Genomic DNA, 25,041 nt, shown 5'->3' on the forward strand with positions numbered 1-25,041 from the left:
CGGTTTCCAGACACATCACCCTGGGACACGATGGAACAACTTTAGTGTTCTTCCGAGCCAGTGTCCGTGCTTGATGTGTCTTCGCGGACCTTTTCCAGATGCTGAGCGTCGAGGACGGCGGCGCGAGCCTGCAGCAGATGATATCTCATATAACCGCTGGCGGCCTCGCCGTCCTCCGCCGCAATGGCTTTCAAGATGCTGGCATGCTCTTCGATGATGCGCATCCGACGCGTCGGGGGGCGACCGCGCGCCAGCTCGAGGCCGATATTCATCGCGCCCTTCACAGGAAAGCGCAGGGTTGCCAGTATATCGACAAAATACTTGTTTCCGCTGGCGTCGGCGATAGCAGTGTGGAAAGCAGAGTCCTGTTCCAGACCAAGTTCCCCTGCCGCAATGGCCCGCTTCAGCTCTTCCAAGGTATCGGTGATGCGATCGATATCCGAATGCGTGCGCCGCTGAGCTGCAAGCCTCGCAACCTCAACCTCAAGGACGATACGTGGCTCGAACGAGCGGATGTAGTTGGAGAGTTGCGATAGGTCCGCCAGTTCAGTCAGCCGATTCGAGGGCCGGGTCGACACAAAGGTACCGATTCCGCGTTTGGGATGGACCAAGCCATCTGTCGTAAGCCTCAACAACGCTTCGCGCACGACAGGCCGCGATACACCGAAAGCATGCGACAGTTGGGCCTCCGAAGGTAGTTTGTCGCCTGCCGAAAACTCCCCCGTGGTGATCTGCGAGAGAATTTGCGTGTAGACCGAGTCCGCAAGACGGTTCTTTTGTGTCGGAGTAATCTTAAGTTGCGCCATAACGTAGCCTATCATCGCAGCAAACGACCAACAATATGATTAGGTTAGTCTACTCAATCTAGCCTCAAAGCGGCGCTGTTCAAACCTACGAGTCAAAACCACTTCGGCAACGTTACGGCAAGCGATTGCAATGGAGCGCTTGTAGCCACGGGCAGGGCAAACCCTGCCATTCGGCCAAATCATGCTTTCCGACAAACAGCGGCAATGGTCTTCGTCCCTAAATGCTATGATCATGTCTTGGACGGTGCGAATATTGGAAAGCGTGGCGAAAGTCGTTTCTGGCATCACTATCTCCTGTAATCTTTGACCGCAGAATCGCGTTGAACGCTCGATTTGGAAAGGACCTTGTCGCGCCAAGACCACGGATGAGATCGAATAGCCCCTTCGACAGAAATTGTGGTATTTTCTTCAGGCCCACGGGCGACCACGTGGTGAACGGCCGGGCATGAGGTTCAAGCCCTGCGGCGCAGCCAGATCATCGTCGCTCCTCATTTGTGGCGTCCGTGGGTTTTGAGCGGGCCCCTCGTCGTCGCCATCCGTCAGTCATTCGCCGATAAGGGCTAGGTCGAGCGGCCGTTCCGTTATATCCGAGAGGACTTCTTCCTGGCCCGCTCGTTTCGCAATCTCGACGATCTGAGCGCCCAGTTGCGGCACTGGCTGGACACTGTCGCCAGTCCGAGAAAGCATGCCACGACCCTTCGCGTCGTCAACGAAGCCTTTGCCGAGGAGCGGCCGCACCTGCGGCCGTTACCGCTGGCACCGTTCAAATCCGTTCTCAAGCTTGAGCGCGTGTGTCGCGGGAAGGCATGGTCAGGGTCGGAGGCAATACCTAAGCGAGCACGAAAGCGTCATCGCGGCCAAGTGGCGATGCCGCGGTTCAGCCGCCGGCGCCATCCAACCCACGCTGACCTCAGTCCAGCAGGACCGGTCCGGCGCCGGCTTTCCTCAGAACATCATTGGGATTGCGCAGCGGGCATTGCTTCATCGACAAGCACCCGCATCCGATACAGCCCTGCATCTCGTCCCGAAGCTGGATGAGTGAGTTGATGCGTTCTGTCAGCCGATCGGCCCAATGTGCGGACATCCGGCGCCATTCCTGCGCATTCGGAGCTCGGTCCTCCGGCAGGGAGGACATCGTCTCCTTGATCTCCGCAAGGGTAATGCCAGCCCTCTGGGCTATCCGGATGATTGCGACATGCCTCAGAAGGCCACGCGGATATCGCCGCTGGTTGCCGGCAGTGCGGCGCGCCGCGATCAGACCCATCTTCTCGTAGAAATGAAGGGTCGAGATTGAAACGCCCGAGCGCTTTGCCATTTCGCCGACCGTCAGTTCGTTTTTCATCTAGCGCGACCTCAAACCTGGATATCACTTCGGCTATTACTTGAATAAGATCTCTTAAATGTCATTTGAAAAATCTACGAAAATTAGCTTGACCTGAACCCTACTTGAGGTTGGATAAGCCAGCCTGCCGTCACAGAGATGACGGGAGCGCGCGTCAGCGGCAAACCGGAGAATGCCCTCAGCACCAACCGGAACGGACCGCCGCGCGATCCTCTTCAGTCCATGAACAGGTTGAAAATGTCCTCAAGCTCTGCATCCGATTCGTCGTCGCCCATCATTGACAGCAAAACGACAGACGCAAATTGGGCGGCGGTCTTCGCACTCGCCTTCGGCCTTTTCGGCCTCATCACCACCGAACTCCTTCCCATCGGACTGATACCTGCGATGGCATCAGACCTGGGCGTTAGCGATGGCGCCGCCGGCCAGGCAATCACCGCCACAGCCCTCATAGCCGCCATAGCGGGCCCACTTCTCGTGCTCGGCTCGGGCCGTCTCGACCGGCGAAAGATAGTCTGGATGCTCGGTCTCTTCTTCCTCGCCTCAGCACTCCTGAGCACCCTGGCGACGAACCTGCCTCTGTTGCTTGCAGCACGTGCCCTGCTGGGCGTTTCGCTGGGGGGCGCCTGGGCGATGGTGATCGCGCTCGCAATGCGGCTGGTGCCCCCGTCTAAGGTTCCCCGTGCCATTGCCGTCATCTTTACCGGCGTCTCCATCGCGAACGTCATTGCCGCCCCGCTCGGTGCCTGGCTGAGTGATCTTCTGAGCTGGCGTACAACCTTTGCGATATCGGTGAGCCTCGCTCTCGTCGCCCTGATCAGTCAGCTGGCTACGATGCCCAGGCTTTCCACAATGGCTCCCCCCAGTCTTGCATCATTCCGCAGCGTGCTGGCAAAACCCGCCGTGCTGATCGGTCTAGCGACCACATTCCTCGTCATCTGCGGGAATACGGCAGCGATTGCCTTCCTGCGAACCTTTCTGGAAAGCGGCCTGCAGATCAACGCGCAGACGGTTCCCCTCGTTCTGCTGACATTCGGTCTGGCTGGCTTCTTCGGAAACTTGGTCGGCGGGGCGTTGTCATCCCGCAGTCCCGCTCTTGCAGCCGGTGGCGGGGCGCTGGCGATCGCATGTGCAACGACCGCTCTGGCCAGCCAGGGGCAGGCTCCCGCCGCCATATTCGCCGCAATGGCGATCTGGGGGCTCGGTTTCGGGGCCTTCCCGGTCGCCATATCCAGCTGGAACGCCCAGGCCGCTCCGGATCAGGCCGAAAGCGCCGGAGCGATTCTATCGATGGGTTTCCAGGTCGCTATCGCCGGTGGCGGGGTACTGGGTGGCATCCTGATTGAAAGACTTGGCATGTCCGCCCCTCTCCAAAGCGCCGGAATCGTAGCCATAATAGGCGCAGCAGTCATGTTGCTGATCGGGCGGCCAGACGAACGTCGGCGTACCGCAAGTCAGGCTTCCTGAGACAATCGATCGCGGCATCAAGGTACAGCATCTTGCGTGACATCGTTTTTTGCCATTGGCTAATCCTGGACGCGAGTGATGCTATTTCACCCATCCTCGTCCCAGCCAAATGGGGCATGAACAGAATGTCGTTCTGCATCGGCTCCTTGCTCGCGCTCAAAACACCTGCGAAGAAAGCTCCGCCCTGACAGACGACGGGAATCGATCGAACTTGAGGATATTGAGATGGGAGCGTCGCGAACCGCGCCCGCCGCGTTGCCGGAAACGCGAGCCCCAGCGCGAACTCGAGAACGCCGCTCGTGAGTCTTCTGATCGCCAGTCCCCTTTTGTTCAAAATCATTCGATGACGGACAGTGTGTAAGCCGATGACTTCTTCTCGCTCCGCGACGCCCGGGCTTTCTGGTCCGAATCGATGCGAATGCTAGCCGCACAAAACTGCGAGCAGGTCCAAGCTCACCGCCGACCTCGGCAGTCCGGTTTATCTTCCCAGGCAGCTTCGCCGATGAGGCGGACCCAGAACGGCGGCTTGCCGTCGGTAGATCCCTAGAACCGGACCGTGCGCAAACGGCCCTATTTCTGACGATCCGGAGGCCCCTTCCGACGGCTGTGGTTGGCTACAACACCTTCCAAAAAAGCGGACGCTCGAACCACATGGACTGAATGCCTGACCTGGGCGGAATGTGGAGTGGCTGCCTCTGCCTGCGATCACGCAGAATCAGTCATCGCGGGGTTTTGACGTCGATTCCATTTATACCGCAGATTGGCGTATTGCGTGGTGCGATAGTGGACTGATTTCCGAGGTTGTTGTTCTGGAACGTCGCATCTCTTACAACAACCGGCCTTCCATTCCCATACCAACCTTTTCGTAGAACTGCCGCGAGAGGCATTCTGATCCTCAAGATACGGCCAAGGTGACACTACCATCAACGTTGGTGGTGGCCAATGGCTGAGAACAAGGCTAAGTTCGAAAGCTGTGACTGGACTAGAGCAGTTCGCAGCCAGATGGAAACATCTGACGTCCGCGAAAATGCGTCAAAATAAATAGGTTGATCGTTTACGCGTTTCCATGAAAGGCGGAAACGATCTAGGAAAATTGGTGCCAGATGGAAATCAAGATGCGGCAGCTCGAAGCCTTCAGAGCTGTCGTGAAATTAACTTCCGTAAGCGGGGCGGCACGCGCGCTCGGACTGTCGCAGCCGACGGTCAGCAATCTGATCACCTCTCTCGAGACCGAGCTCGGCGTTCAACTGTTCCAGCGGGTTAAGAAGCGGCTGGTGCCGACGACAGAGGGGCTGTCCTTTTTCGGCGAGGTTGACCGTACCTTCAGTTCGATCGAGCGGCTGACAAATGCCGCCGGGCGGCTGACGACCCCCTCATCTGCCTGGCTGCAGGTGGTGCTGCCACAATCCTTTGTGGTCAGTATTATCCCCGAAGCCCTGCGCATCCTGCATCAAAGCAATCCCGGCATTGGCGTTACGCTTGAATATCTGCCATCGAAGGAGGCGGTAGAACTTGTCGCGTCCGGAGAGTGGAATTTCGGTATTGCGCGCATGCCGATTTCCAACCGCGCGGTCGAGGCGCGGACGATCATGCAGAGCGCCTATGTCTGCGTCCTGCCTGAGGGCCATCCGCTTTGTAACCGCGATCGGATCACGCCGCGCGATCTTGCGGGCGAGCCTCTGGTGCTGCAGTCGCGCCGTCACGAGGCGCGTTTCACGATCGAAGAAGCATTCCGAAAGGCAGGCGTGAGGCCGACAAGCGTCGTTGAGACCGGAGCGCTGACAGGGTCCTGCGCCCTGACATCGGCGGGTATAGGCATCTCGATCCTCGATGCCATCCTACTCGAGGGCTATCCCGACAAAAGCCTCACTGTGCGACCCTTCGACCCGGCCATTACCAATCAGTTCGCGTTGCTGCGCGAGAAGACAGCGGACCTGTCACCGGAGGCCACGGCCTTCTTCGAGGCGATCATGACCGCCACCAGGGCTATGGCTGACGCCTCTCGGAACTGGCTGACAATCTATCCGTGAAACACTTTCCGCCTGACCGAGCGAATCGGATAGGGGTGCATCATCCATGTGATCGGCTCGGCGAGTCCGTAAAGCCTGTCGAGGACTTCGAAACCGGAGACAATCTGCGCGAAGGCTGCGAAGCCGCGTCCATCGGGATTGCGCTTGCCGCCGAAATCGAAATATGGCGCATCCTCGACACAGAAGAAGAAATGCGGGCCGGAAAGCCCGGCGGAATCCCGGCCCATCGAGACCGTTCCGCGTTTGTGGCGAAGGCCGGTGATTTCGGTCGTCTCGAGTGGGACCGGAGGAAACGGTAGGTTTTCCGGCGCGTCCATAGGGTCCCATCCGCGCCCGAGCGCCGGATCGTATCGAGCCTTCTCGGGTCGCCAACCCCATTGGACGGCGCGGCTGTCGCAGGACCGTTCCGGCCGGTCGTTTTTCGGCGTCACGATGCGAAACACGGATGCCCCGTCAAGCAGGCCTTTATCGCAATAGGCAAGAAAGTTACGGGCCGTGTGTGGGGCTTGCTCCGGATAAAGCTCGATCTCGATTGCGCCGAAGTCACAGATGAATTCGACAATCGGGGTAGATACCTTGGCCATTTCGGTCTGTGGTGTCCTGGTGGATAAAGCGTTTCAATCGGCCTAAAGCAGGCTTGGAAGCCAGAGCGCGATAATCGGAAACAGCGTGAGAATGAGCGTGCCGAAGCACATCAGAAGGAAGAACGGCAGTGCATCGAGCGTCACGCGGTTGATTGCCCGACCGGTCAACCCTTGCAGTATGAAAAGGTTGAGCCCGATGGGTGGCGTCAGGGCGCTCAACTCGATCATGATAATCAGAAACACCCCGAACCAGATCGGATCGAAGCCCGCGGCGACGACAACCGGCAGCACGATTGGCACTGTCATCACGGTTATGGACGTGCCGTCGAGAAACATACCCATGACGATATAGAGCAACGCCAGCACGAACAGGAGCATGTAAGGCGAGAACGCCGCCTGCGAGAACCATGTTTTGATCTCTTCCGGCAGGTTCATGTAGGCAAGACAGGCCGACAGCAGCGAGGATGTCGCGATCAGCACGCAGAGCATGGTCGAAACCCGGACCGCGTTCAGCAGCGTCTCCAGCAACATTCTGTGCGAAAGCTGGCGGCCGATACCGGCAATCACCATAGCGATCGCCAGACCGACAGCCGCCGCCTCCGAGGGCGTCGCAAGGCCCGAATAGATCGAACCGAGCACGACCACCATCACCAGCGTGATCGGCATGAGGTCACGAACGGAGGTAAACAGAATACGCATGGTCATGCGCTCCGTCGCATCCTCAGGCTTGTGCCGGGAAATCGCGCTCCGGATGGCAATGTAGCCGGAAAACAATCCAGCCATCATCAGTCCCGGCAGCACGCCGGCGGCAAACAAACGGGTGATCGAGACCTCGGCTAGAACGCCATAGACGATCATTGCAATCGAAGGCGGAATTAGCAACCCGAAACTGCCGGCGCCGGCCAGAGAGCCGACCGAAAGCGAGGTGTTGTAGCCCCGGCGCGTGAGTTCGGGAATGGTGATCTTGCCGACGGTCGCAGTCGTGGCAGTGCCGGATCCTGAGATCGCCGCAAACACCGTGCACCCGAGGACATTGGTGTGGATAAGGCCGCCGGGTATCCGCGCGACCAGCGGTGAAAGCCCGCGGAAAAGACGCTGCGAAAGATCTGTGCGCAAGATGATCTCGCCCATCCAGAGGAAGATCGGGACGGCCGCCAGCTCCCACGAGACCGCCTTGTTGGCGATGACCTTGGATGCGATCGCGCCGATTCGGTCGGGCGAAAAGCCGAGGCCGAGATAAAGTGAGGCGATGCTGACGATCAGGAGAGCGGAGAATATCCAAATTCCAGCGCCGAGCGTCACGACAAGGAGCCCAAGGAGAAGAACGGTTGCGTCCAGAGTGGTCATCTTGACTTTCGCGGTTTAGATCAGAGTGAGAGGCTGGTCTCGCTGCTTTCAGACAGCACCACAAGACGCAGGAGCCTCACCAGAAGCTGTAGCGCCAGCAGGATCAGACCGATGAGAAAGACCAATGCCGGAAGCCAGAGCGGAACGGGAACGTAATCGCCGCTGAGCGTTCCGCGACGGATGAGCTTTCCCACCGTCTCCCATTGATAGCTCAGCACGAAAAGCACTGCGGCGAGACTGAGCACAACGCCGAAGAACTCGGCAACCTTGCGAGCCAACACCGGAAGCCGGGTGACGAGTACGCTCACGCGCAGCATGCTGCCCTGCTCCAGAACCCAGGGCATCGAGAGAAATGTCACGGCCGCAACCGCATAGGCAACCCAGGAATCGGTGACGTGCGTTGAAAGCGAAAAGGCACGCAGCCCAATCTCGAGCAGGATCAGTCCCGTCATCAACACGACGAGGGTGACTGCGACGTAGGCGGCTGTCAGATTGGCCCTTTGCGACACCGCAGCGATGAACCGCAGCCAGGCCGGCCCTTTCGGGCCAGCCGGTTTAAACGTTTCAACGGCGCTCATCAGGACTTCGCGGACCTGAACGCGTCAAGGATGGCATGTCCGCGATCGCCGGTGGCTTCGACCCAGTTCTGCACCACCGGATCGGCTGCCTGCTGCAGGAAGTCGAACATGTCCTGGGGCACGGCATCGGCGTGGGTGACGGTCATGCCGTTGTCGTCCATGACCTCATAGGCATGGTCGATCGAGGCGCGCATCAGGTCCCAGTTGTATTTATCGCATTCGGCACAGATCTGCTCGAGTGCAGCCTTGTCTTCGTCCGACAGTGCGTCATAGTCGTCCTTGTGGACGTGGGCGACCGAAAGCGCCATGGCGTAATTGAGCTCGGTGAAGTCACTGACGTAATCCCAGAGCGTCAGCTTTTCGGCGCTTTCGCCCGATGTCAGCAGCGCATCGATGCCGCCGGTGGAAAGCTGCGGCGTCAGATCAGACCAAGCGATCTGCAATGGTGCGGCCCCGGCTGCGGCAAGCGTGCGGGTCGAGTTGGCGTCATAGCTGCGGATCCTGAGGCCTTTCAGCGCCTCCGGGCTGGTGATCGGCATCTTGGCGTGGATACCGCTCGGCGGACTCGGCACGGCCCACAGCAACACCTGGTCATAATCCGCGAAAACCTTTGCATATTCGGGTTTTGCAATTTGCCATAGCAACAACGCCTCGTCCGGCGTCTGTGCGACAAAGGGCAGCGAACTCAGCTCGAACAGCGGATCGACACCGCCGAGCTGGGTCAGAACGGTGACAGCGGACTGAACGGCGCGATCCTCGACCGCGTCGAACTGTTCAGCGGATTTATAGCCCAGCGTGCCACCACCGTGATATTGTACAGCAAGACGATCGCCGAGGCGCTCGCTGACCAGCTTGGCGAAATTGATCGCGGCCTTGCCGCTGAGATTGGCCTCGGTATATTCGTCGGCCATGTCCCAGCGAATGGTATCGGCGGCAAAAGCAAACTTGTGAAGTCCGCCCCCCATGACGGCGCCAGTAGTCATCAACGTTGTTTTCAGAAATGTGCGGCGGTCTTGTTTCATGTTTTCCCCGTTTGCTGCGTTTGATTGCCGCAAGCCAGCACAGCCAGCGACATTGATATTCGTCAGAGCATTGGCGAGACGGCGCTGGAGCGTCAATTATTTATTTTCCGAATGTTTTGAGAGGTTTTTCAGGTCTGGGCGCTGACTGCGGAGGGAACAGGCTATGCCAACTCCGTTATATTCCGATAGAGAAACGCGAACGATCATCAACGCCGACTATCATCTTATAGGTAAAATAAATAATTGAATTATCTGAATAAACTTTCTTTTTTCGTGGGAAGTGCAACTCAACGGAGAGACTGCGGTGCCAGATAGCTTCTTGAGACGCCAGTAAATCCTTGCATAGGGTTTTTAGTCAAATTCTTCAGTCCGCAGAGCGCCGCTGCCGTACCCGCCACGCAAGCAATCCCAAGTTCAGCGAATATAGGTCGTTCGAATGCTCAAATCGCCCACCCCCTTCACCTTCTCGCTCGCCGGACGTTCGACCTTTGCGCCTTCCGGTCTGCACAGCCGAATGATCGAGGAGGCACCCCGCAAGCTCTCCTTCGAACATGCCGGAAGCGATCCCGACTGGGCCGAAACGCTCCGCGCCAAGCTTATCGAGCTTCTCGGTATGCCGGACGAGCGGCCCGCAGGCAGCGTGGTGACGGCTGTCGGTGAACGCGTCGACTGTGGCACGCATGACCGACAGGAGTTTATTTTCGAGGCGGAGCCGGGTGCCGAAGTCCCTTGCGTGCTGCTGCTGCCGAAAAATGCCAAAGGCCCGTTGCCGGTGATGATCTGTCTGCAGGGACACACCACAGGCATGCATATCTCGCTCGGTGAGGTGATGCATGACTGCGACGTCGAGCACATCGGCGGCGACCGAGATTTCGCGATCCAGGCCGTAAACCATGGCTATGCCGCCATTGCAATGGAGCAGCGCGCCTTCGGAATTCGCGGCGACGATCGCGCCGATTGCTGCAGGCGCACTCTTGACCTGCCGATCAATGACGATAACCGGACGTGCAAGCATCCGGCGATGACGGCACTGCTTTTGGGACGTACCCTAATCGGCGAGAGGGTGTTCGACGTCATCAGGGCCTGCGATGCGGTGGCCGAGTTCGAGGTTCTCGATCCCGAGCGCATTCATGTCATGGGCAATTCCGGTGGAGGAACGATCGCCTGGTATGCCGCCGCTCTCGAGCCGCGGCTGAAGGGTATCATTGCCGCGTCCTGCTTTGGCACAGTCGCCCGAAGCATCGGCGCTATCGATCACTGCACCGACAATTATATTCCCGGTATGCTCGAATGGTTCGACTTCCCGGATATCGCTGCTGCCATCCACGACGCCAAAGTACTGATCGTCATGGGCCGTAACGACCCTCTTTTCCCGTATGAAGGCGTACAGGAGGCGTTTGCAAGGGCAGAGGTCATTTTCGAACACTTGGGAAAGGCTGGCGCAATCGATCTTGTCATTGGAGAGGGTGGACACAGGTTTTACGCAGACTTAGCCTGGCCCGCTTTCGCTGCATTGCCCGCGTCAAGATCACCGTGAAACGGGACTGTTCGCTTTCCTAACCTGCTTCTCATAGCAAACTCATCTGTGTATTCCCTCCCCTGTCTGAGCATTCGCCCAGCGAAGAAAGCGTGACCCCGAGGAGGCGAATTCCTTTCTGGGTAGGAAACAACTCAGCAAGCAACGTGCCGGCGATCTCGGCGATCTCATCTGCGTTTCGCACGTTCTGACGGACCGTCCGGCTCCGCGTGATCTGCTGGAAGTCCGCATATTTCACCTTCAGCGTCACAGTCCGCCCACTGATCTGCTTGTTCTCAGCATGGCGCCATACCTTCTCGGCAAGCGGGATCAACTCCGCCTGCGCCGCCTCCAGATCGAATATATCGGCCGCAAACGTGTCTTCCGCGCCGATCGATTTGCGCGGCCGATCGGGCTGAACAGGCCGCTCGTCGATCCCCCTCGAGATTCGATAATACCAGCTCCCCGACTTGCCGAAGTTGTCACGCAGGAAGGCGAGCGATTTGTCGCGCAGATCTGCGCCGGTCACGATCCCGAGCCGCTGCATCTTCTCTGCCGTCGCCGGCCCAACGCCGTGGAATTTCTTGACGGCGAGGTCAGCGACAAATGCCGGACCCATCTTCGGTGTGATCACGGCCTGGCCGTTCGGCTTGTTGAGGTCACTCGCCATCTTTGCGAGGAACTTGCAGTAGGATATCCCGGCAGACGCATTGAGACCGGTTACATCCTTGATACGGGCGCGAATGATCGTCGCGATTTCGGTTGCAAACGCGATACCCTGCTTGTTCTCGGTCACATCAAGATAGGCCTCATCGAGCGAAAGCGGTTCGATCAGGTCTGTATGCTCAGCGAATATCTGGTGGATCTGCGCCGAGACCAATCGGTAGACGTCAAACCGTGGTTTCACGAACACCAGGTCGGGACACCGTCGTTTAGCGGTCACTGATGGGAGCGCGGACCTTACTCCAAAAGCTCGGGCCTCGTAGCTTGCCGCGGCAACGACACCTCTGGCCGCAGAGCCTCCGACAGCTACCGGCTTGCCGCGCAGTTCGGGATTGTCGCGCTGCTCGACTGAGGCGTAAAAGGCATCCATGTCGACATGGATGATCTTGCGGATGGCTGGAGCGGCATCATCCGTTTCGACCTCATGGTCTCTTTCAAATGTAGTCAGTTCATCCGGCGCGGCCATGACTTCTCAAGCGCGTAACACGCGATGACGTTATTCGTCTTCGGGGTTTTCAGGAGGGGCGACGAGGACAAGCATGTTGCCGGGCAGTGGTCGCTGAAGGTGTTTTACATCGGTCCACTCACCGGTGAGCCAGAGATCGACCTCTTCCGGCGTCGTCAGGATCGCCGGCATTGCTTTTTCATGAATGGGTTTGACGATCTCATTCGGTGTTGTGGTCAGAAACCCGAACAGTTCATATTCCTGTTCGCCATCGCGGACCTTCCGCACGCCCTTCCAGGGCGTCCAGAAACTGGCGAAGAACATCAATGGCCGATCTGCGTTCTGCGCAAACCAGGCATTGGGCACGCGCCCGCCCTCCACCTTGCTCGCAGGGTCAGGCTCCGCAAATGAAGTAAACGGCACGACACAGCGGCTTGTCGGCCCGAGCCAGCGCCGCCAATGCGGAGACCCGACATTGCGGATATTGGTGACCCCGCGATCGGCCTTGCCTTTGACGAAGGCCGGCGGCGTCGGCATGCCCCAGGTGGCACTAACGATTTCCCGTTTGCCATCGCCATCAACGCGAACGATCGGCGCCAGCGTGTTGGGATAGACATTGAGCGATGGTTCGTTCCATCCGGCCTTGTCGCTCATCGCCTTCGTAAACTCGACGACGGCATCCCGTGTCGTCGTCAGATTATAGAGATTGCACAAATCCTCGTCTCCCCCTCAGCGCCACATACCGCGCATCCGCGCGCCGACATCAAGCCGAACCTGCCGCGGAGCGGCGTTGTCCTGTTGACCCGGCTTTGCGACCGGCCATGTCCTGTTCTCAAAATGCTGCAGCAACATAGCGGGAATGAATCGGGTCCGCGAGGCATAGACATGCCCGTCGCCGGTCGAGGACTGTCCGTGCGTGAAGAAGCGCTGCGGCACGACGAGGTTCAGGCTGTCCCGCGCTCGCGTCATCGCCACGTAAAGCAAACGCCGCTCTTCCTCGATATCGTCGGTCGTGCCGACGCCGAGATCGGAGGGAATGCAGCCGTCGACCGCATTGAGCATAAAGACCGACCGCCATTCCTGCCCCTTGGCCGAATGGATGGTCGAAAGGATCAGATAGTCCTCATCAAGCAGCGGCACACCGGCCTGGCCGGAGGTGGCGTCCGGTGGATCGAGCGTCAGCTCGGTCAGGAACCGCTCCCGCGACGGATAGCCAGCGGCAATATCCTCAAGCTGCAGAAGATCGGCGCGGCGCATCTCGAAGTCTTCATGGATGCGTTCCAGATAGGGCTCATACCATGCCCGGATCCGGCCGATCTCGGCGGGCCACCCCATGTTTGCTTGCCGGAGATCCGTTACCAACGACACGAGACCCGGCCAGTCGGCCACCGCTCGCGAGGGCGCCGGCAGGGCCGCCAGTGTCTCAACCGGATCAGCGATTTCCGCAAGCGCATCCAGCGCATTTTGCGCCGAGACCGGGCCGACACCTGGCAAGAGCTGCATCAGCCGGAAGCCCGCCACGCGATCGCGCATGTTTTGGGCAAACCGGAGGGCTGCCAGCATGTCCTTCACATGGGCGGAATCGAGGAATTTCAGGCCGCCGAACTTCACGAATGGAATATTGCGGCGGGTGAGCTCGACCTCCAGCGGTCCGCTGTGATGGCTTGCTCGAAACAGCACGGCCTGGTCCTTCAGACGCATGCCGCCCTCGCGATTGTCGAGGACCTCGTCGGCAATGAACCGCGCCTGATCACCCTCGTCGCGAACCGTCACCAGCCGGGGCTTTTCGGTTGAGGCGCGGTCGGTCCAGAGATCCTTGGTGTAGCGCTCATGGGCTAGACCGATGACGCCGTTGGCAGCGGCGAGGATCGGCTGCGTCGAGCGGTAATTGCGATCGAGCGTGATCACGTCGGCCTTCGGCGAGAATTCATTCGGGAAGTCAAGGATGTTGCGAACCGTGGCTGCCCGGAACGAATAGATCGATTGGGCGTCGTCACCGACAACGGTCAGGCCCCACCCGCCGAGCTTGAGCGCCATCAGGATCGAGGATTGCAGGCGGTTGGTATCCTGATATTCGTCGACCAGGACATGGTCCCAGCGTCCGCCGATCTCATTCGCGAGCACCGGATCGCTCATGGTCTGCGCCCAGTAGAGCAGCAGATCATCGTAATCGAGGACGTTCTGGATCTGCTTGGCCTCGACATAGGCCGCAAACAATTCCTTCAGTTCCTGTTCCCAGGCGGCACACCATGGAAAGTTTGCCCTCAGGATTTCCGAGAGCGGCGCCTCGGCATTGACCGTGCGCGAATAGATCGAAAGACAGGTGCCCTTGGCCGGAAACCGGTTTTCTGTCTTGGAGAAGCCAAGGTCATGGCGGGCGAGGTTCATCAGGTCGGCCGAATCCTCGCGGTCATGGATGGTGAACTGCGGATCGAGACCGAGCTCGATCGCATATTCGCGCAACAGCCGGGCGCCGATACCGTGGAACGTGCCGGACCAGGCAAGCCCGTCCGCCATGATCCCGGCCCTGTCGCCAAGCGCCTTCGCGCAGATCCGCTCGACGCGCTTTCCCATTTCGGCTGCGGCACGGCGGGAAAAGGTCATCAGCAGGATCCTGCGCGGATCGGTTCCGGAGATGACGAGCTGCGCCACGCGATGGGCAAGCGTATTGGTCTTTCCGGATCCCGCGCCCGCAATGATCAGCAGCGGTCCGCCGATGGCGCCATCAGGCAAATCCGTGCCATGCAGAACCGCGGCCCGCTGGTTGTCGTTCAATTTTTCGAGATGCGCCGCGCTCATACCGTTCTGCCTCAAGCCCTTGTGATTCAACGATGCACGCCTTGCGCACCGGTGTTCTGTCTCGGTCGCCGTCCACAGGACCCGCCAATGAGGCCGATTCACTCAAAACCGGAAAAGAACAAATAAGGAACATATCGGAGAATTCCGCTGTTGCAAAGTCCTGAAGGAGACCGTCCGACATCATGCCGAGGAACGCCGCCAGTCCCGCCATCGCAGAGCTGTCATTCAGCGAGACACCGGGACCCCACATGCGTTAAATCTTTCAAAAACTTAGCGCGCTGATCGGCGTCGAACGCCGATGCCGAATTACACACGCCTCCGCGAGGGAGGCGACCGGCTATCCGCTTCGGAACTACTATGACTTCACTGTTTCGATCCACGCCTCCGCGAGGGAGGCGACTAGCAGCGCCGGCCGTTGCCGATGCCGCTGTAACCTGTTTCGATCCACGCCTCCGCGAGGGAGGCGACGCCCATACCGGAACCTTGGCGCGCGCTTCCTCGAGGTTTCGATCCACGCCTCCGCGAGGGAGGCGACCAACAAGACCATGACGAGGGTTGCCTATTTCGGGCCGTTTCGATCCACGCCTCCGCGAGGGAGGCGACGCCAGACGTGGCGCAACTACCGCCGCAACTTAAGGTTTCGATCCACGCCTCCGCGAGGGAGGCGACCGCGTAGGGCTATCTGTGCCCGCTGCTTGCGGGTGTTTCGATCCACGCCTCCGCGAGGGAGGCGACGCGCCGGAAAGACTGCCGACCGGCACACCGAAGAGGTTTCGATCCACGCCTCCGCGAGGGAGGCGACTCACCACCGCTCAGCATCAGGAAGGATCGTGTCCCATGACGTGGTGTAGCTGGATTTCATAGCCATCGGTGATTTCCGGTAGGGTCGGGTTGCTTATGACCAACCTGAAGGACACCACCGATGACCAACGACATGATGAACCTGCGCTCACTCGTTGAGAAGAGCGCCGACGCCGATTTGCTCCGTGAGATGATCGGCTTTGCCGCCGAGAAGTTGATGGCGCTGGAAGTCGGGGCGAAGACCGGCGCGGGTTACGGCGAGAAGAATGGCTTTCGCCTTGCCCAGCGCAACGGCTATCGCGACCGAGATTGGGAAACGCGTGCAGGAACCGTCGAGCTGCGCATTCCGAAGCTTCGCACCGGCAGCTATTTCCCGAGCTTCCTCGAACCGCGCCGGATGGCGGAAAAGGCGCTGACGGCGGTGATCCAGGAAGCCTATATCCAGGGCGTCTCCACCCGATCCGTCGACGATCTGGTGAAGGCCATGGGCATGTCTGGCATCTCCAAGAGCCAGGTCTCTCGGCTCTGCGAGGAGATCGACGACAAGGTGAAGGCCTTTCTTGACAGGCCCATCGAAGGCGAATGGCCATACCTCTGGATTGATGCCACCTATCTGAAGGTCCGACGCGGCGGGCGCATCGTCTCAGTCGCCGTCATCATCGCGGTGGGCGTGAACACCGACGGCCGGCGCGAAGTGCTCGGCATGGAGATCGGAACATCAGAAGCCGAGCCGGTCTGGACGGAGTTCCTTCGCAACCTGACCAGGCGCGGGCTGCGGGGCGTCAAGCTCGTCGTCTCCGATGCCCATGAGGGGATCAAGGCCGCTGTGTCGAAGGTGCTTTGCGCCACCTGGCAGCGCTGCAGGGTCCACTTCATGAGAAACGCATTGGCTCATGCCGGAAAGAGCGGGCGGCGCGTCGTCTCCGCCTTCATCGCCACCGCGTTTGCACAGGACACGCCGGAGGCGGCGAGCACCCAGTGGCGCAATGTCGCTGACCAGATCAGGCCGAAGGTGCCGAAACTCGCCACGCTCATGGACAACGCCGAACAGGACGTGCTCGCCTACATGACCTTTCCCAGGCAGCACTGGGCAAAGCTTCATTCGACAAATCCGATCGAGCGTCTCAACGGCGAGATCAAGCGACGCACTGAAGTCGTTGGCATCTTCCCCAACGACGACGCCATCGTCAGACTGGTCGGTGCCTTGCTTCTGGAGCAAAACGACGAATGGGCCGTCCAGAGGTCCCGCTACATGACACTTGAGACAATCGCCACGATGAGCGATGATCCGCTCATCAGCCTGCCAGCAGCAAGCTGACACTCATCCGCCCCTCTGGGATGAGCCGTGGTCGTCTAAGCTACACCACGTCATGGGACACGATCTCAGGAAGCGGCAGACTGGTTTCGATCCACGCCTCCGCGAGGGAGGCGACTAGCGCTGATCAGTCCGTCCAGGTGCTCGTATTGTTTCGATCCACGCCTCCGCGAGGGAGGCGACAGGCGGATGACGCGACAGCCTCGCCCTTTGATCATGTTTCGATCCACGCCTCCGCGAGGGAGGCGACCTGAGTGAGTGGGACATCACCGACTACCTCAAGACTGTTTCGATCCACGCCTCCGCGAGGGAGGCGACGAGGCGGTGCGGTCAACGGGTTTCGATGAGTTGTGTTTCGATCCACGCCTCCGCGAGGGAGGCGACTTCCGGTGAGGGTGGCGGTGGCGGTGGATACGCAGGTTTCGATCCACGCCTCCGCGAGGGAGGCGACTTCTGCACGCGCTCGCCCTGGCGATAATCCGTCACCATGGTTTCGATCCACGCCTCCGCGAGGGAGGCGACCGTACATCGGGCCGCACTATTCGCCGTACTCCAAGTTTCGATCCACGCCTCCGCGAGGGAGGCGACCCAGCCCGGCCGAAGAGCTCGTTGTTGTCGTCGAGTTTCGATCCACGCCTCCGCGAGGGAGGCGACCCTCGCGCAGGCGAAAGTGCCAGATTTTGACGAGGTTTCGATCCACGCCTCCGCGAGGGAGGCGACGAGGCCCTTTTGCGTAGTGTGCTATAGGTTTGGTGTTTCGATCCACGCCTCCGCGAGGGTGGCGACCTCAGGCGCTTTGCCTGTCTTTGCCGACGCTGAAGTTTCGATCCACGCCTCCGCGAGGGAGGCGACCGACTCTTCCGCAGGCGCTCGCCGAAGGAGAAGAGTTTCGATCCACGCCTCCGCGAGGGAGGCGACGTCAACCTGATCGGCAAAGCGCTGCATCTCGGATTGTTTCGATCCACGCCTCCGCGAGGGAGGCGACAATTGTTATTTCGCTAATGCCGGATCGGACGGCGTTTCGATCCACGCCTCCGCGAGGGAGGCGACGTGGAAAAGCCGCCGCCATAGCGGTTGACGTTGGAGTTTCGATCCACGCCTCCGCGAGGGAGGCGACAGATTGCGACGACCATGAAACAGGCGCCGGACAAGTTTCGATCCACGCCTCCGCGAGGGAGGCGACGTGCAGGCGCGCTGTTCGGACTTGCGGTCGGCAAGGTTTCGATCCACGCCTCCGCGAGGGAGGCGACCTGCCGTGGCATTCTCCGCAGCGACAACCACGCAGTTTCGATCCACGCCTCCGCGAGGGAGGCGACGCCACGGCCATGCGGATATCGGCGGTGATCTGCAGTTTCGATCCACGCCTCCGCGAGGGAGGCGACCGGGGCTGCCTCGGCCACGGTACCAACAAAATTGTTTCGATCCACGCCTCCGCGAGGGAGGCGACCGGGGCTGCCTCGGCCACGGTACCAACAAAATTGTTTCGATCCACGCCTCCGCGAGGGAGGCGACCGCTACAACCTCGCCGCCTGAACATGCATCCAGTCGTTTCGATCCACGCCTCCGCGAGGGAGGCGACAGCTTGATGATGTTGCCGCTGGCGTCATAAAGCGCAGTTTCGATCCACGCCTCCGCGAGGGAGGCGACAATCGGCAGTGGCTTGACAGTCTACTTTGCAGTCGTTTCGATCCACGCCTCCGCGAGGGAGGCGACGCGTCTCGGTGGCGTCCAGCCCCGACGCCTACGTGTTTCGATCCACGCCTCCGCGAGGGAGGCGACCAAACGTAAATGCTCCTGCCGTCAACCTTGATATGTTTCGATCCACGCCTCCGCGAGGGAGGCGACGGGCTTCGGCTAAATTTGTATCAACGTCAACTGGTTTCGATCCACGCCTCCGCGAGGGAGGCGACTGCCAGCTGCTGAATTTCATTCCGAGCTTTTCCTCGTTTCGATCCACGCCTCCGCGAGGGAGGCGACCTCCATCAATCAGCATATACCGATGCCGAGCATTGTTTCGATCCACGCCTCCGCGAGGGAGGCGACCGGAAACGACATGGAGGAGTGACACGATGTTTGGACGTTTCGATCCACGCCTCCGCGAGGGAGGCGACGTGCGTGAAGCAATGGCCGCCGCCATCCGTGCAATGTTTCGATCCACGCCTCCGCGAGGGAGGCGACCTGAACGAGGTTCTTCGTCACTGCCGCGTAAGGGTGTTTCGATCCACGCCTCCGCGAGGGAGGCGACGCCATGACGGGTAAGCAGTCAGCCATCGCAATTCGTTTCGATCCACGCCTCCGCGAGGGAGGCGACAGCTTGTCGAAGGGCCGAACGTTACCCAAATTGCGTTTCGATCCACGCCTCCGCGAGGGAGGCGACGGTCCCGCATCTCTATCGACAGTGCATTTTCCGAGTTTCGATCCACGCCTCCGCGAGGGAGGCGACCGCCTCGGCGCCCATGACGGAGTGCTGCGCGACGGTTTCGATCCACGCCTCCGCGAGGGAGGCGACATTAAAGTTGGAGATGCTGTCGCCAACATCATATGCGTTTCGATCCACGCCTCCGCGAGGGAGGCGACTGGCTGACTATAAGGGCCTATTTAGACAGGGCAATGCAACCTGACATCGCGAACACGGACCGGCGCTGCAGAATGACGATGTTCTTTTTCGAAGAATTTTCGGGAAAATAAACGATTTCAAAGAACTGACGGAAGTGCGAACCTCCCGGCATATTGCGGCACTCTTGTGGTTCGCGCCGATCTCCCCAAAACCTCGGCGCGGCGGACGTCAGGGATTTCAGATCATCAGAGGTCCGTTAAGGTCGACCGCCGGTTTGGCGCCGACATGTTCAACCCGCCTTTGCCAATTGGCGCCGAGATAATAATACCGCAAACTGTCCATCTCAGGCTTGATGATGCCTTCCAGCCGGGCCTTGAGCCTGGTCCACTGTGCCGGATCGACCTCGATCTCGAAGACAGAATATTGCACCCGCTGGCCGAAATCACGGCAGGCCTTGGCAACAGCGCGCAGCCGGGCAGCGCCATTTCCTTCGCTCACGCGCACATCGTAGGTTACCAGAACCAGCATAACGTCTCCTCACTTCCAGAACCAGGGCGGATAGGCATCGAGATCGCCGCGAAGATGCCGCGCCAGCAATTGCGCCTGCAGATAGGGAACCAGCCCAACCGGCGCCTTTTCCCCCAGAAAGGGGTGTTCCCGCTCCACCTTCTTGCGCTCCTGCCAGGTGGCAATCACGGTCTTGCGTGCCTCGTCGCTCATGACAACCGCGCCGCCATCGCGCACTTCGAAATCGGAGACACGCAACTGGCGCCGGTTGAACAGCGAAAGCGCCAACCGGTCGGCTAAAACCGGGCGCAGTTCCTCCATCAGGTCGAGCGCAAGACTTGGCCTTCCCGGCCGGTCGCGGTGCAGAAAGCCAACGGCCGGATCAAGACCGACCGCTTCCAAGGCTGAACGGCAGTCATGCACAAGAAGCGTATAAAGAAACGACAACAGCGCATTGACCGGATCAAGCGGCGGACGACGCGAGCGTCCACGCCAGCAGATTTCCGGGTCAGGCGCGCGGATCAGATGATCGAAGACGGAAAAATAGAGATTGGCCGCCTCCCCCTCAAGGCCGCGCAGTCCGTCCACCGTGTCCTCGGAAAGCTCGGAGCGTCTGGCAATCCGCGCCAGCCTTGCGCCCGCGTCTTCCAGTGCAGCACGGGTTTCGGATGGATACTCGCTTCCGTAATCGCGCAACGACCGCATAAGCACCGCACGCTGGTTCGCCACCTTGCCGGTGACGATTGAGCGCACGATCTCCACGGGCTGGTCACTTGCCCGGTATTGCGCCCGGCGCAGCAGCACGTTGCCGCTGACAGGCCCCTCCAACCGCGCCTGGAACTTTCCGCTGCGCGTCAGAAAGGTGAGCGTGATGCCGGCATCCGCCAGCGCGCCCATCAGCGGCGGCGAACAATAGACCGCGCCGAAAACGACGACGCCGGAGAGCATATGCAGCGGCACGCGGCCACGCTCCGCGCCCTCGATCGCGGCCACCAGGTTTTCCCCGTCCTTGGAAAGCGCCACCCCTTCGGTCATGGCGTAAAATGTGTTCAGCAGCTTTTTCATCACCCATCCCCACCTTCGGCCCCGCTTTCAGCGACAAGCGCCTCCACCTGCCGGCGGCGCCAGGCGCAGACCGGCCGGCCGAAAGCCTCCGGGCGACAGATTTCGATGAGCGAGCAGGCCCGGCAGCGCGAACGCCTGTCGGTCGGCGGTGGCGTCTCGCCTGAGGCAAGCATGCCGGCAAAGGCCGCAATCGTCTCTTCCGTCAGGGCACGCAAATCGGCGTCAAAGGGAACAGCGATACGGCGTTTTGTCTCGCCATAAAACAGTGCGCCCTCGGCAACCGGCATTCCAGTCATCTCCTCCAGGCAGAGCGCCTGAGCGCAAAGCTGCACCTCGTCGGCGCGGTGAAGCTTGGCCTTGCCGCGCTTGTATTCCACCGGAAAAGCGGTCTCGCGGCCATCGGGGGAGAGTTGAAATTCCACCATATCGGCAATGCCCGAAATATTGAGCCGCCGACAGGCCACCGGCAGCGCCATCACCCGGCGGAGCCCCCTCGCCTTGCGCTTGCCGCCCTTGTCGGCTACCGCATGCAGCACATCGCCCTCCGCCGTGAACCGGTTATCCGCCCAGACCCGCTCCAGATGGATGAGGGCTGCCTGCCGAAGGCAATAAACGGCGTGCTGAAGCGCTGAAATGGGAATGGGCTCGCCCGCTCCCATGTCCGCGCCTGCCTCCACCGCCGCCGCCATGGCTCAGAGTTTCTCGATGATCTCGACACCGTCCGGCAGATTGTCGCGGTCGATCTCGACGATGTAGTCGGCAAAAGCGCGCGCCGGTGGATAATTGTCCAGCCGCTCATCGACCGGTTTGAATTCACCGCCGATATTGCGGCCGATCCGCACCCGCTCGAACAAGGCGTGGGCCGGGGCATTGCCAAGCGCGCTTTCGTGCCTGAACACAATTAGCTTGCGGGTTGCCATCTCGCCGCGCGCGGCCGAACGGTCATGCTCGAACATGTTGGCGATCGCTTCGAACAGGAGTTCCAGATCGCTTTCGGAAAAGCCGGTGCGTTCGGCGAATTTGGCGGAGATGAAGCCATGCGAGACATATAGCCCGTAGGGGACGATGTACTTGCGCCCCATGGTGCGATTGTCGGTACGGTCCGCGCTGTCATCGCCTTCCGCCTTCTGCTTCAGTTCCGCAGCATTGGTGGCCGCCATGCGGGTGATGGAAATCTCAAGCGGCATGATCGGTTCGACGGACGCGGCAAAGCTCATCTGCACCGGCCCCTTGACCTGGCCGCAGTTGATACCGGTCGACATCACCGCGCCGAAGGTTCGCACGTCGAAAAAATTGGCGCACATGAAGCCTGTGAGCACCTTGGCTTCAGCATCATCCTTCGGGTTCAGCTTGGCCGCCTTGTCTACCTTGGGATCATCCGTGTAGATCGACTTGTAAGCCTCGCGGTGCTTCTCATTCAGGATCGAGCCTTCCTCGACATAGATGTGAAAGCCGTCCTCGCCTTGCCGAGCAAGATCGACATAATTGCGGATCTTGCGCTTGAGCGAAACATCGGTGACGAGGCCCTTGTTGGTTTCGGGATCAAGTCGCGGCAGGTTTCCGGCATCGGGGTCACCATTGGGATTGCCGTTTTTCACCTCGAAGATCACCGAAAAATCGTAGCGATTTTTGATAATAGTCATTCTTCTACTCCCCCCTGGATCGTGGCTTCATCGGACTTGGGTTTGAAAAAATTGCTGTGCTGGTGGTGGTAACCAAGCCCGAACAGCGCTTGCTCCTGCGCACGCAGCGAGGAAGGATAGGGATCATCGTTCGGGTTCATCCTGTCCATGATCTCATCCTGAAGCTTCTTCAGATTATATTCGCGGCCCGGGCTGGTCTTGCGCACCTTGGCAAGGTGATTGGCCGAGTTGTTTTCCAGCACGGCGAAAACCTTGCGCGGCTGGGCCGAGGCGGAACCGTAGAACTTGTCCCTGATCGTCGCGTTGACCCTGCCGCCAAGTGCGGCGCGCTGCATTTCTTCGTAGACGGCGAACAGCCGCCCGAGGAGATAACCCCTGTCCCCATTCTCCGGATCAAGCGCCACCGGAACCTCCTTCATGTTGAAATTGCGGATGAGAAGCGCCTTCAGAATGCCAACGCGTAGCGCGTTTACATTGCCATCGGCGCGAATGCGCGTGAGAACCGCCGCCATCAGAGAAAGCGGATAATGCGTCCCGGACAGGATGGCGCGCATCCATTCGCCGGCAAGATTGGGCTGCACATTCTCGCGCTTGCCCAGAACCGCGGTTTCCTGCAGATAACGCCACAACGGCGCAAATCCGTCTTTCGGCGGTGGTTCGACACGCACGTCGGCAAGATAGCGCTGATAGTTCCCGGTCAGAGCGCCAAATGTGTCGGAGAAGAAGAACCGCACAGAAAGCCGCGCGGCGTTCGGCGAGAGCCCTAGCACGTAAAACCGAACCCCCTCGACGAGATCAGGTTTGATCGACGCAAGGCTCTGCCCCTCGCGAATGCGCTTCAGCGTGACCTCGATCTTGCGGGTTTCCGCCTTGTCATCGTCAGCCGTTCCGCCGGTTTCTTCACCCGGAGGCTCCAGAAACATAGAGAACAGGCTTTCCGCCTCTTCAGCACGTTTCATATTCGCGGAATCGGCCCAAAACACCGTGGAGGCATCGCCGACCTGCACCCGGTGTCCGCTGTCGCGTTCGAGGAAGCGGTTGAGGACAGTGGTGTATTTGAACGCCGCATTTTCGGAAACGGGGGCGTTGGCACCTTGTTCATGGCCATAAGAGGTGAAGGCGTCGAGATTAAAGGAAACGAGGGCCGCGCCGGAAGATTGTGCGCCCCACACTCCCTTGATTGAGGGGTGAAGCCGGGTAGGCGGCATTTTATCGCCCGTTACCAAGCAAATCTGCTCACCGCCATCGCCCGCTGTCGAGAGCCGGGCCCACAGCGCCTTTGCCGCCGGCCGGTCATGGATATAGATATGGGCGAGCCGATCGCTCTCCAGCGCAAAAATGACGTTCTGGTCCTTCATGTCCTCCGGCCAGACCGGCTCGCCAAAACGTTCGGGCGTCCAGGATTGCAGAAAAGACAGCAATGCTCTGAGCCCGGCATCATCAGTGCCGCCAATGTCGGTCAGATGCCGTTCGACAAAAGCTGCGTGCTCATCGGCCGTGCGCTTGCCCTCGCCGGCGGTCACGCCCAGAACATAAGATGTCTTGTCCCAGAGGAAATTGGGCGCGACGCCCGCTGTCCGCTTCACCGGTTGCGGCACCAGCATCTGCCGGGCGCGCATCCTCTTGCCCTCGCCTTCCCTGAGATCGCTGACACTGGCAACGCTGCCATCCTCGTTCAGCGAAACCACAAACCCGATTTTTTCCGACGAATAGCCGATCGGCGGCGCGTCCGACAGTCGGTCGTAGGCGTTCACAAGCGAAGCGAGAATGGTCATCGCCTGACCTCCGGAGAATTCGGCGGCGGCACCTTGACCACGCCGTCTTCCAGCAAGGCCCGGAAGAACAGCGACGGGCGACCTTCCGCGCCATGATCGATATCGTAGAGCACGAAGCCCAGATCGCGCGCCGCGCCGAAACCGAGGCTGGCCGTGCGGTGTTCGGCGGCGGCTTGCGGCGTCCGATCATCCGGTTCGATCAGTTCAAACGCGGCAGAGAACTCGCGTGTCCCCAGGCAGGGCTGGTTGAAACACTGGCCGCGCCGCGCACGGCGGTTGAACGTGTCCAGATGCTTGCCTTCATTGTCGTCCGGCCCTGCCTTTTCCGTCATTTCGAAACGGGCTTCGATGACATAGGCGGGTCTTACCAGCACGGTTGCCGCGCGCTGCTGGCGATCCTCGTCGACCAGGAGGTTGAGCCCTTCCAGATCTCCGCGCTTCATCGCCGATTTGATCTTGCCGGCCGGCGCCTTGTGGCCGACCTCATTGCGCCGGATCGACTGGAAACGGATCGGCTCCAGCACGTGAATGGCGTCGATGACCCAGCGGATCGCCGGCTTCCAGTGGATCGCCTCCAGGATGCCGCGCGCCGCCGATGGCGTCATCACGTCATAGGAAACGCGCTCGACCTTCATCTCGGGTCGCGTAAAACAGGCATAGTCGCCCCAGACCTTCAGCCTAATTCCGTATGCCAATCGCCCCTCCTTGGTTCGGTCCACCGC

At 60.1% G+C, this 25,041-nt stretch carries 20 protein-coding genes, 2 pseudogenes and 2 CRISPR repeat arrays; of the genes and pseudogenes, 5 read left to right on the forward strand and 17 right to left on the reverse strand.

Annotated elements, in window-relative coordinates; genetic code table 11:
* Positions 1 to 41: 41 nt before the first annotated feature.
* Complete coding sequence (locus AZF01_RS10615; protein ID WP_024707262.1) at positions 42 to 806, reverse strand: FadR/GntR family transcriptional regulator; 765 nt, start codon at positions 804 to 806, stop codon at positions 42 to 44.
* Between the two features lie 102 nt (positions 807 to 908).
* A pseudogene (locus AZF01_RS23515) lies at positions 909 to 1,091 on the reverse strand (IS1595 family transposase); the annotation flags it as partial.
* A 279-nt stretch (positions 1,092 to 1,370) separates the two neighbouring features.
* Here AZF01_RS23515 and AZF01_RS23520 point away from each other — a divergent pair.
* A pseudogene (locus AZF01_RS23520) lies at positions 1,371 to 1,633 on the forward strand (IS21 family transposase); the annotation flags it as partial.
* Between the two features lie 83 nt (positions 1,634 to 1,716).
* Here AZF01_RS23520 and soxR read toward each other — a convergent pair.
* Positions 1,717 to 2,148, reverse strand: coding sequence for a redox-sensitive transcriptional activator SoxR (gene soxR, locus AZF01_RS10625; RefSeq protein ID WP_024707260.1), 432 nt, complete (start codon positions 2,146 to 2,148; stop codon positions 1,717 to 1,719).
* A 222-nt stretch (positions 2,149 to 2,370) separates the two neighbouring features.
* Here soxR and AZF01_RS10630 point away from each other — a divergent pair, with 222 nt between their 5' ends.
* The gene (locus AZF01_RS10630; RefSeq protein WP_197489596.1) at positions 2,371 to 3,612 is read left to right on the forward strand and encodes an MFS transporter; all 1,242 of its coding nucleotides are present in this window, start codon (positions 2,371 to 2,373) and stop codon (positions 3,610 to 3,612) included.
* Positions 3,613 to 4,715: 1,103 nt separating this feature from the next.
* The gene (locus AZF01_RS10635) at positions 4,716 to 5,642 is read left to right on the forward strand and encodes a LysR substrate-binding domain-containing protein (RefSeq protein ID WP_024707257.1); all 927 of its coding nucleotides are present in this window, start codon (positions 4,716 to 4,718) and stop codon (positions 5,640 to 5,642) included.
* Here AZF01_RS10635 and AZF01_RS10640 read toward each other — a convergent pair.
* From AZF01_RS10640 to AZF01_RS10655, 4 genes are read right to left on the reverse strand one after another with little or no spacing between them, the layout of a single operon-like run.
* A complete protein-coding gene (locus tag AZF01_RS10640) occupies positions 5,633 to 6,226 on the reverse strand; it encodes a peptidylprolyl isomerase (protein WP_024707256.1) in 594 nt (197 codons plus the stop codon). The genes AZF01_RS10635 and AZF01_RS10640 overlap by 10 nt on opposite strands.
* A 42-nt stretch (positions 6,227 to 6,268) precedes the next feature.
* Positions 6,269 to 7,573, reverse strand: a complete 1,305-nt coding sequence (locus AZF01_RS10645; protein ID WP_024707255.1) for a TRAP transporter large permease — start codon at positions 7,571 to 7,573, stop codon at positions 6,269 to 6,271.
* A gap of 20 nt (positions 7,574 to 7,593) precedes the next feature.
* Positions 7,594 to 8,151, reverse strand: coding sequence for a TRAP transporter small permease (locus AZF01_RS10650; protein WP_024707254.1), 558 nt, complete (start codon positions 8,149 to 8,151; stop codon positions 7,594 to 7,596).
* Positions 8,151 to 9,134 carry a TRAP transporter substrate-binding protein gene (locus AZF01_RS10655; RefSeq protein ID WP_197489597.1) on the reverse strand — a complete coding sequence of 328 codons (984 nt, stop codon included), beginning with the start codon at positions 9,132 to 9,134 and terminating at the stop codon, positions 8,151 to 8,153. Before AZF01_RS10655 ends, AZF01_RS10650 begins: the two co-directional genes overlap by 1 nt.
* Positions 9,135 to 9,609: 475 nt before the next feature.
* Between AZF01_RS10655 and AZF01_RS10660 the strand changes: the two genes are divergently transcribed.
* Entirely contained in the window at positions 9,610 to 10,710 is a 1,101-nt protein-coding gene (locus tag AZF01_RS10660) for a S9 family peptidase (protein WP_024707252.1), read from the forward strand.
* A gap of 31 nt (positions 10,711 to 10,741) precedes the next feature.
* Here AZF01_RS10660 and dinB read toward each other — a convergent pair whose 3' ends face one another.
* From dinB to AZF01_RS24375, 4 genes are read right to left on the reverse strand one after another with little or no spacing between them, the layout of a single operon-like run.
* The gene (dinB, locus tag AZF01_RS10665; protein WP_081725719.1) at positions 10,742 to 11,878 is read right to left on the reverse strand and encodes a DNA polymerase IV; all 1,137 of its coding nucleotides are present in this window, start codon (positions 11,876 to 11,878) and stop codon (positions 10,742 to 10,744) included.
* A gap of 30 nt (positions 11,879 to 11,908) precedes the next feature.
* Positions 11,909 to 12,571 (reverse strand): SOS response-associated peptidase, encoded by a 663-nt coding sequence (locus AZF01_RS10670; protein WP_024707250.1) that lies wholly within the window; start codon positions 12,569 to 12,571, stop codon positions 11,909 to 11,911.
* 15 nt (positions 12,572 to 12,586) lie between these two features.
* On the reverse strand, positions 12,587 to 14,656 hold the full coding sequence (locus AZF01_RS10675; RefSeq protein ID WP_024707249.1) for an ATP-dependent helicase: 2,070 nt from the start codon (positions 14,654 to 14,656) through the stop codon (positions 12,587 to 12,589).
* A complete protein-coding gene (locus AZF01_RS24375; protein WP_152534479.1) occupies positions 14,583 to 14,867 on the reverse strand; it encodes a hypothetical protein in 285 nt (94 codons plus the stop codon). Before AZF01_RS24375 ends, AZF01_RS10675 begins: the two co-directional genes overlap by 74 nt.
* A 91-nt stretch (positions 14,868 to 14,958) precedes the next feature.
* A CRISPR array of direct repeats spans positions 14,959 to 15,458; the repeat unit is 32 nt; unit sequence GTTTCGATCCACGCCTCCGCGAGGGAGGCGAC.
* A gap of 120 nt (positions 15,459 to 15,578) precedes the next feature.
* Between AZF01_RS24375 and AZF01_RS10680 the strand changes: the two genes are divergently transcribed.
* Positions 15,579 to 16,775 (forward strand): IS256 family transposase, encoded by a 1,197-nt coding sequence (locus tag AZF01_RS10680; protein WP_061449609.1) that lies wholly within the window; start codon positions 15,579 to 15,581, stop codon positions 16,773 to 16,775.
* Between the two features lie 83 nt (positions 16,776 to 16,858).
* Positions 16,859 to 19,349: direct repeats of the CRISPR family, unit length 32 nt; unit sequence GTTTCGATCCACGCCTCCGCGAGGGAGGCGAC.
* Positions 19,350 to 19,566: 217 nt separating this feature from the next.
* Here AZF01_RS10680 and cas2 read toward each other — a convergent pair.
* From cas2 to cas5c, 6 genes are read right to left on the reverse strand one after another with little or no spacing between them, the layout of a single operon-like run.
* Positions 19,567 to 19,857, reverse strand: coding sequence for a CRISPR-associated endonuclease Cas2 (gene cas2 / locus AZF01_RS10685; RefSeq protein WP_024710167.1), 291 nt, complete (start codon positions 19,855 to 19,857; stop codon positions 19,567 to 19,569).
* A 9-nt stretch (positions 19,858 to 19,866) separates the two neighbouring features.
* The gene (gene cas1c / locus AZF01_RS10690; protein WP_024710166.1) at positions 19,867 to 20,901 is read right to left on the reverse strand and encodes a type I-C CRISPR-associated endonuclease Cas1c; all 1,035 of its coding nucleotides are present in this window, start codon (positions 20,899 to 20,901) and stop codon (positions 19,867 to 19,869) included.
* Positions 20,901 to 21,590: a CRISPR-associated protein Cas4 gene (gene cas4, locus AZF01_RS10695; protein WP_244435625.1), complete on the reverse strand. Its 690-nt coding sequence runs from the start codon at positions 21,588 to 21,590 to the stop codon at positions 20,901 to 20,903. Before cas4 ends, cas1c begins: the two co-directional genes overlap by 1 nt.
* Before the next feature lie 3 nt (positions 21,591 to 21,593).
* Positions 21,594 to 22,544 (reverse strand): type I-C CRISPR-associated protein Cas7/Csd2, encoded by a 951-nt coding sequence (cas7c, locus tag AZF01_RS10700; protein ID WP_024710164.1) that lies wholly within the window; start codon positions 22,542 to 22,544, stop codon positions 21,594 to 21,596.
* Entirely contained in the window at positions 22,541 to 24,319 is a 1,779-nt protein-coding gene (cas8c, locus tag AZF01_RS10705; protein ID WP_024710163.1) for a type I-C CRISPR-associated protein Cas8c/Csd1, read from the reverse strand. Before cas8c ends, cas7c begins: the two co-directional genes overlap by 4 nt.
* Positions 24,316 to 25,014 (reverse strand): type I-C CRISPR-associated protein Cas5c, encoded by a 699-nt coding sequence (cas5c, locus tag AZF01_RS10710; protein ID WP_024710162.1) that lies wholly within the window; start codon positions 25,012 to 25,014, stop codon positions 24,316 to 24,318. Before cas5c ends, cas8c begins: the two co-directional genes overlap by 4 nt.
* Positions 25,015 to 25,041: the final 27 nt, after the last annotated feature.

The organism is Martelella sp. AD-3 (genome assembly GCF_001578105.1).
Lineage (GTDB): Bacteria > Pseudomonadota > Alphaproteobacteria > Rhizobiales > Rhizobiaceae > Martelella.

Excerpts from the sequence above, each read along its gene's own strand:
- cas8c (WP_024710163.1), bottom strand. The coding sequence starts at position 24,319 with ATGACCATTCTCGCTTCGCTTGTGAACGCCTACGACCGACTGTCGGAC.
- AZF01_RS10635 (WP_024707257.1), top strand. The coding sequence starts at position 4,716 with ATGGAAATCAAGATGCGGCAGCTCGAAGCCTTCAGAGCTGTCGTGAAA.
- cas4 (WP_244435625.1), bottom strand. The coding sequence starts at position 21,590 with ATGGCGGCGGCGGTGGAGGCAGGCGCGGACATGGGAGCGGGCGAGCCC.
- AZF01_RS24375 (WP_152534479.1), bottom strand. The coding sequence starts at position 14,867 with ATGGCGGGACTGGCGGCGTTCCTCGGCATGATGTCGGACGGTCTCCTT.
- soxR (WP_024707260.1), bottom strand. The coding sequence starts at position 2,148 with ATGAAAAACGAACTGACGGTCGGCGAAATGGCAAAGCGCTCGGGCGTT.
- dinB (WP_081725719.1), bottom strand. The coding sequence starts at position 11,878 with ATGGCCGCGCCGGATGAACTGACTACATTTGAAAGAGACCATGAGGTC.
- AZF01_RS10615 (WP_024707262.1), bottom strand. The coding sequence starts at position 806 with ATGGCGCAACTTAAGATTACTCCGACACAAAAGAACCGTCTTGCGGAC.
- AZF01_RS10630 (WP_197489596.1), top strand. The coding sequence starts at position 2,371 with ATGAACAGGTTGAAAATGTCCTCAAGCTCTGCATCCGATTCGTCGTCG.
- cas1c (WP_024710166.1), bottom strand. The coding sequence starts at position 20,901 with ATGAAAAAGCTGCTGAACACATTTTACGCCATGACCGAAGGGGTGGCG.
- AZF01_RS10680 (WP_061449609.1), top strand. The coding sequence starts at position 15,579 with ATGACCAACGACATGATGAACCTGCGCTCACTCGTTGAGAAGAGCGCC.
- AZF01_RS10640 (WP_024707256.1), bottom strand. The coding sequence starts at position 6,226 with ATGGCCAAGGTATCTACCCCGATTGTCGAATTCATCTGTGACTTCGGC.
- AZF01_RS10645 (WP_024707255.1), bottom strand. The coding sequence starts at position 7,573 with ATGACCACTCTGGACGCAACCGTTCTTCTCCTTGGGCTCCTTGTCGTG.
- cas2 (WP_024710167.1), bottom strand. The coding sequence starts at position 19,857 with ATGCTGGTTCTGGTAACCTACGATGTGCGCGTGAGCGAAGGAAATGGC.
- AZF01_RS10650 (WP_024707254.1), bottom strand. The coding sequence starts at position 8,151 with ATGAGCGCCGTTGAAACGTTTAAACCGGCTGGCCCGAAAGGGCCGGCC.
- AZF01_RS10655 (WP_197489597.1), bottom strand. The coding sequence starts at position 9,134 with ATGACTACTGGCGCCGTCATGGGGGGCGGACTTCACAAGTTTGCTTTT.
- AZF01_RS10660 (WP_024707252.1), top strand. The coding sequence starts at position 9,610 with ATGCTCAAATCGCCCACCCCCTTCACCTTCTCGCTCGCCGGACGTTCG.
- AZF01_RS10675 (WP_024707249.1), bottom strand. The coding sequence starts at position 14,656 with ATGAGCGCGGCGCATCTCGAAAAATTGAACGACAACCAGCGGGCCGCG.
- cas7c (WP_024710164.1), bottom strand. The coding sequence starts at position 22,544 with ATGACTATTATCAAAAATCGCTACGATTTTTCGGTGATCTTCGAGGTG.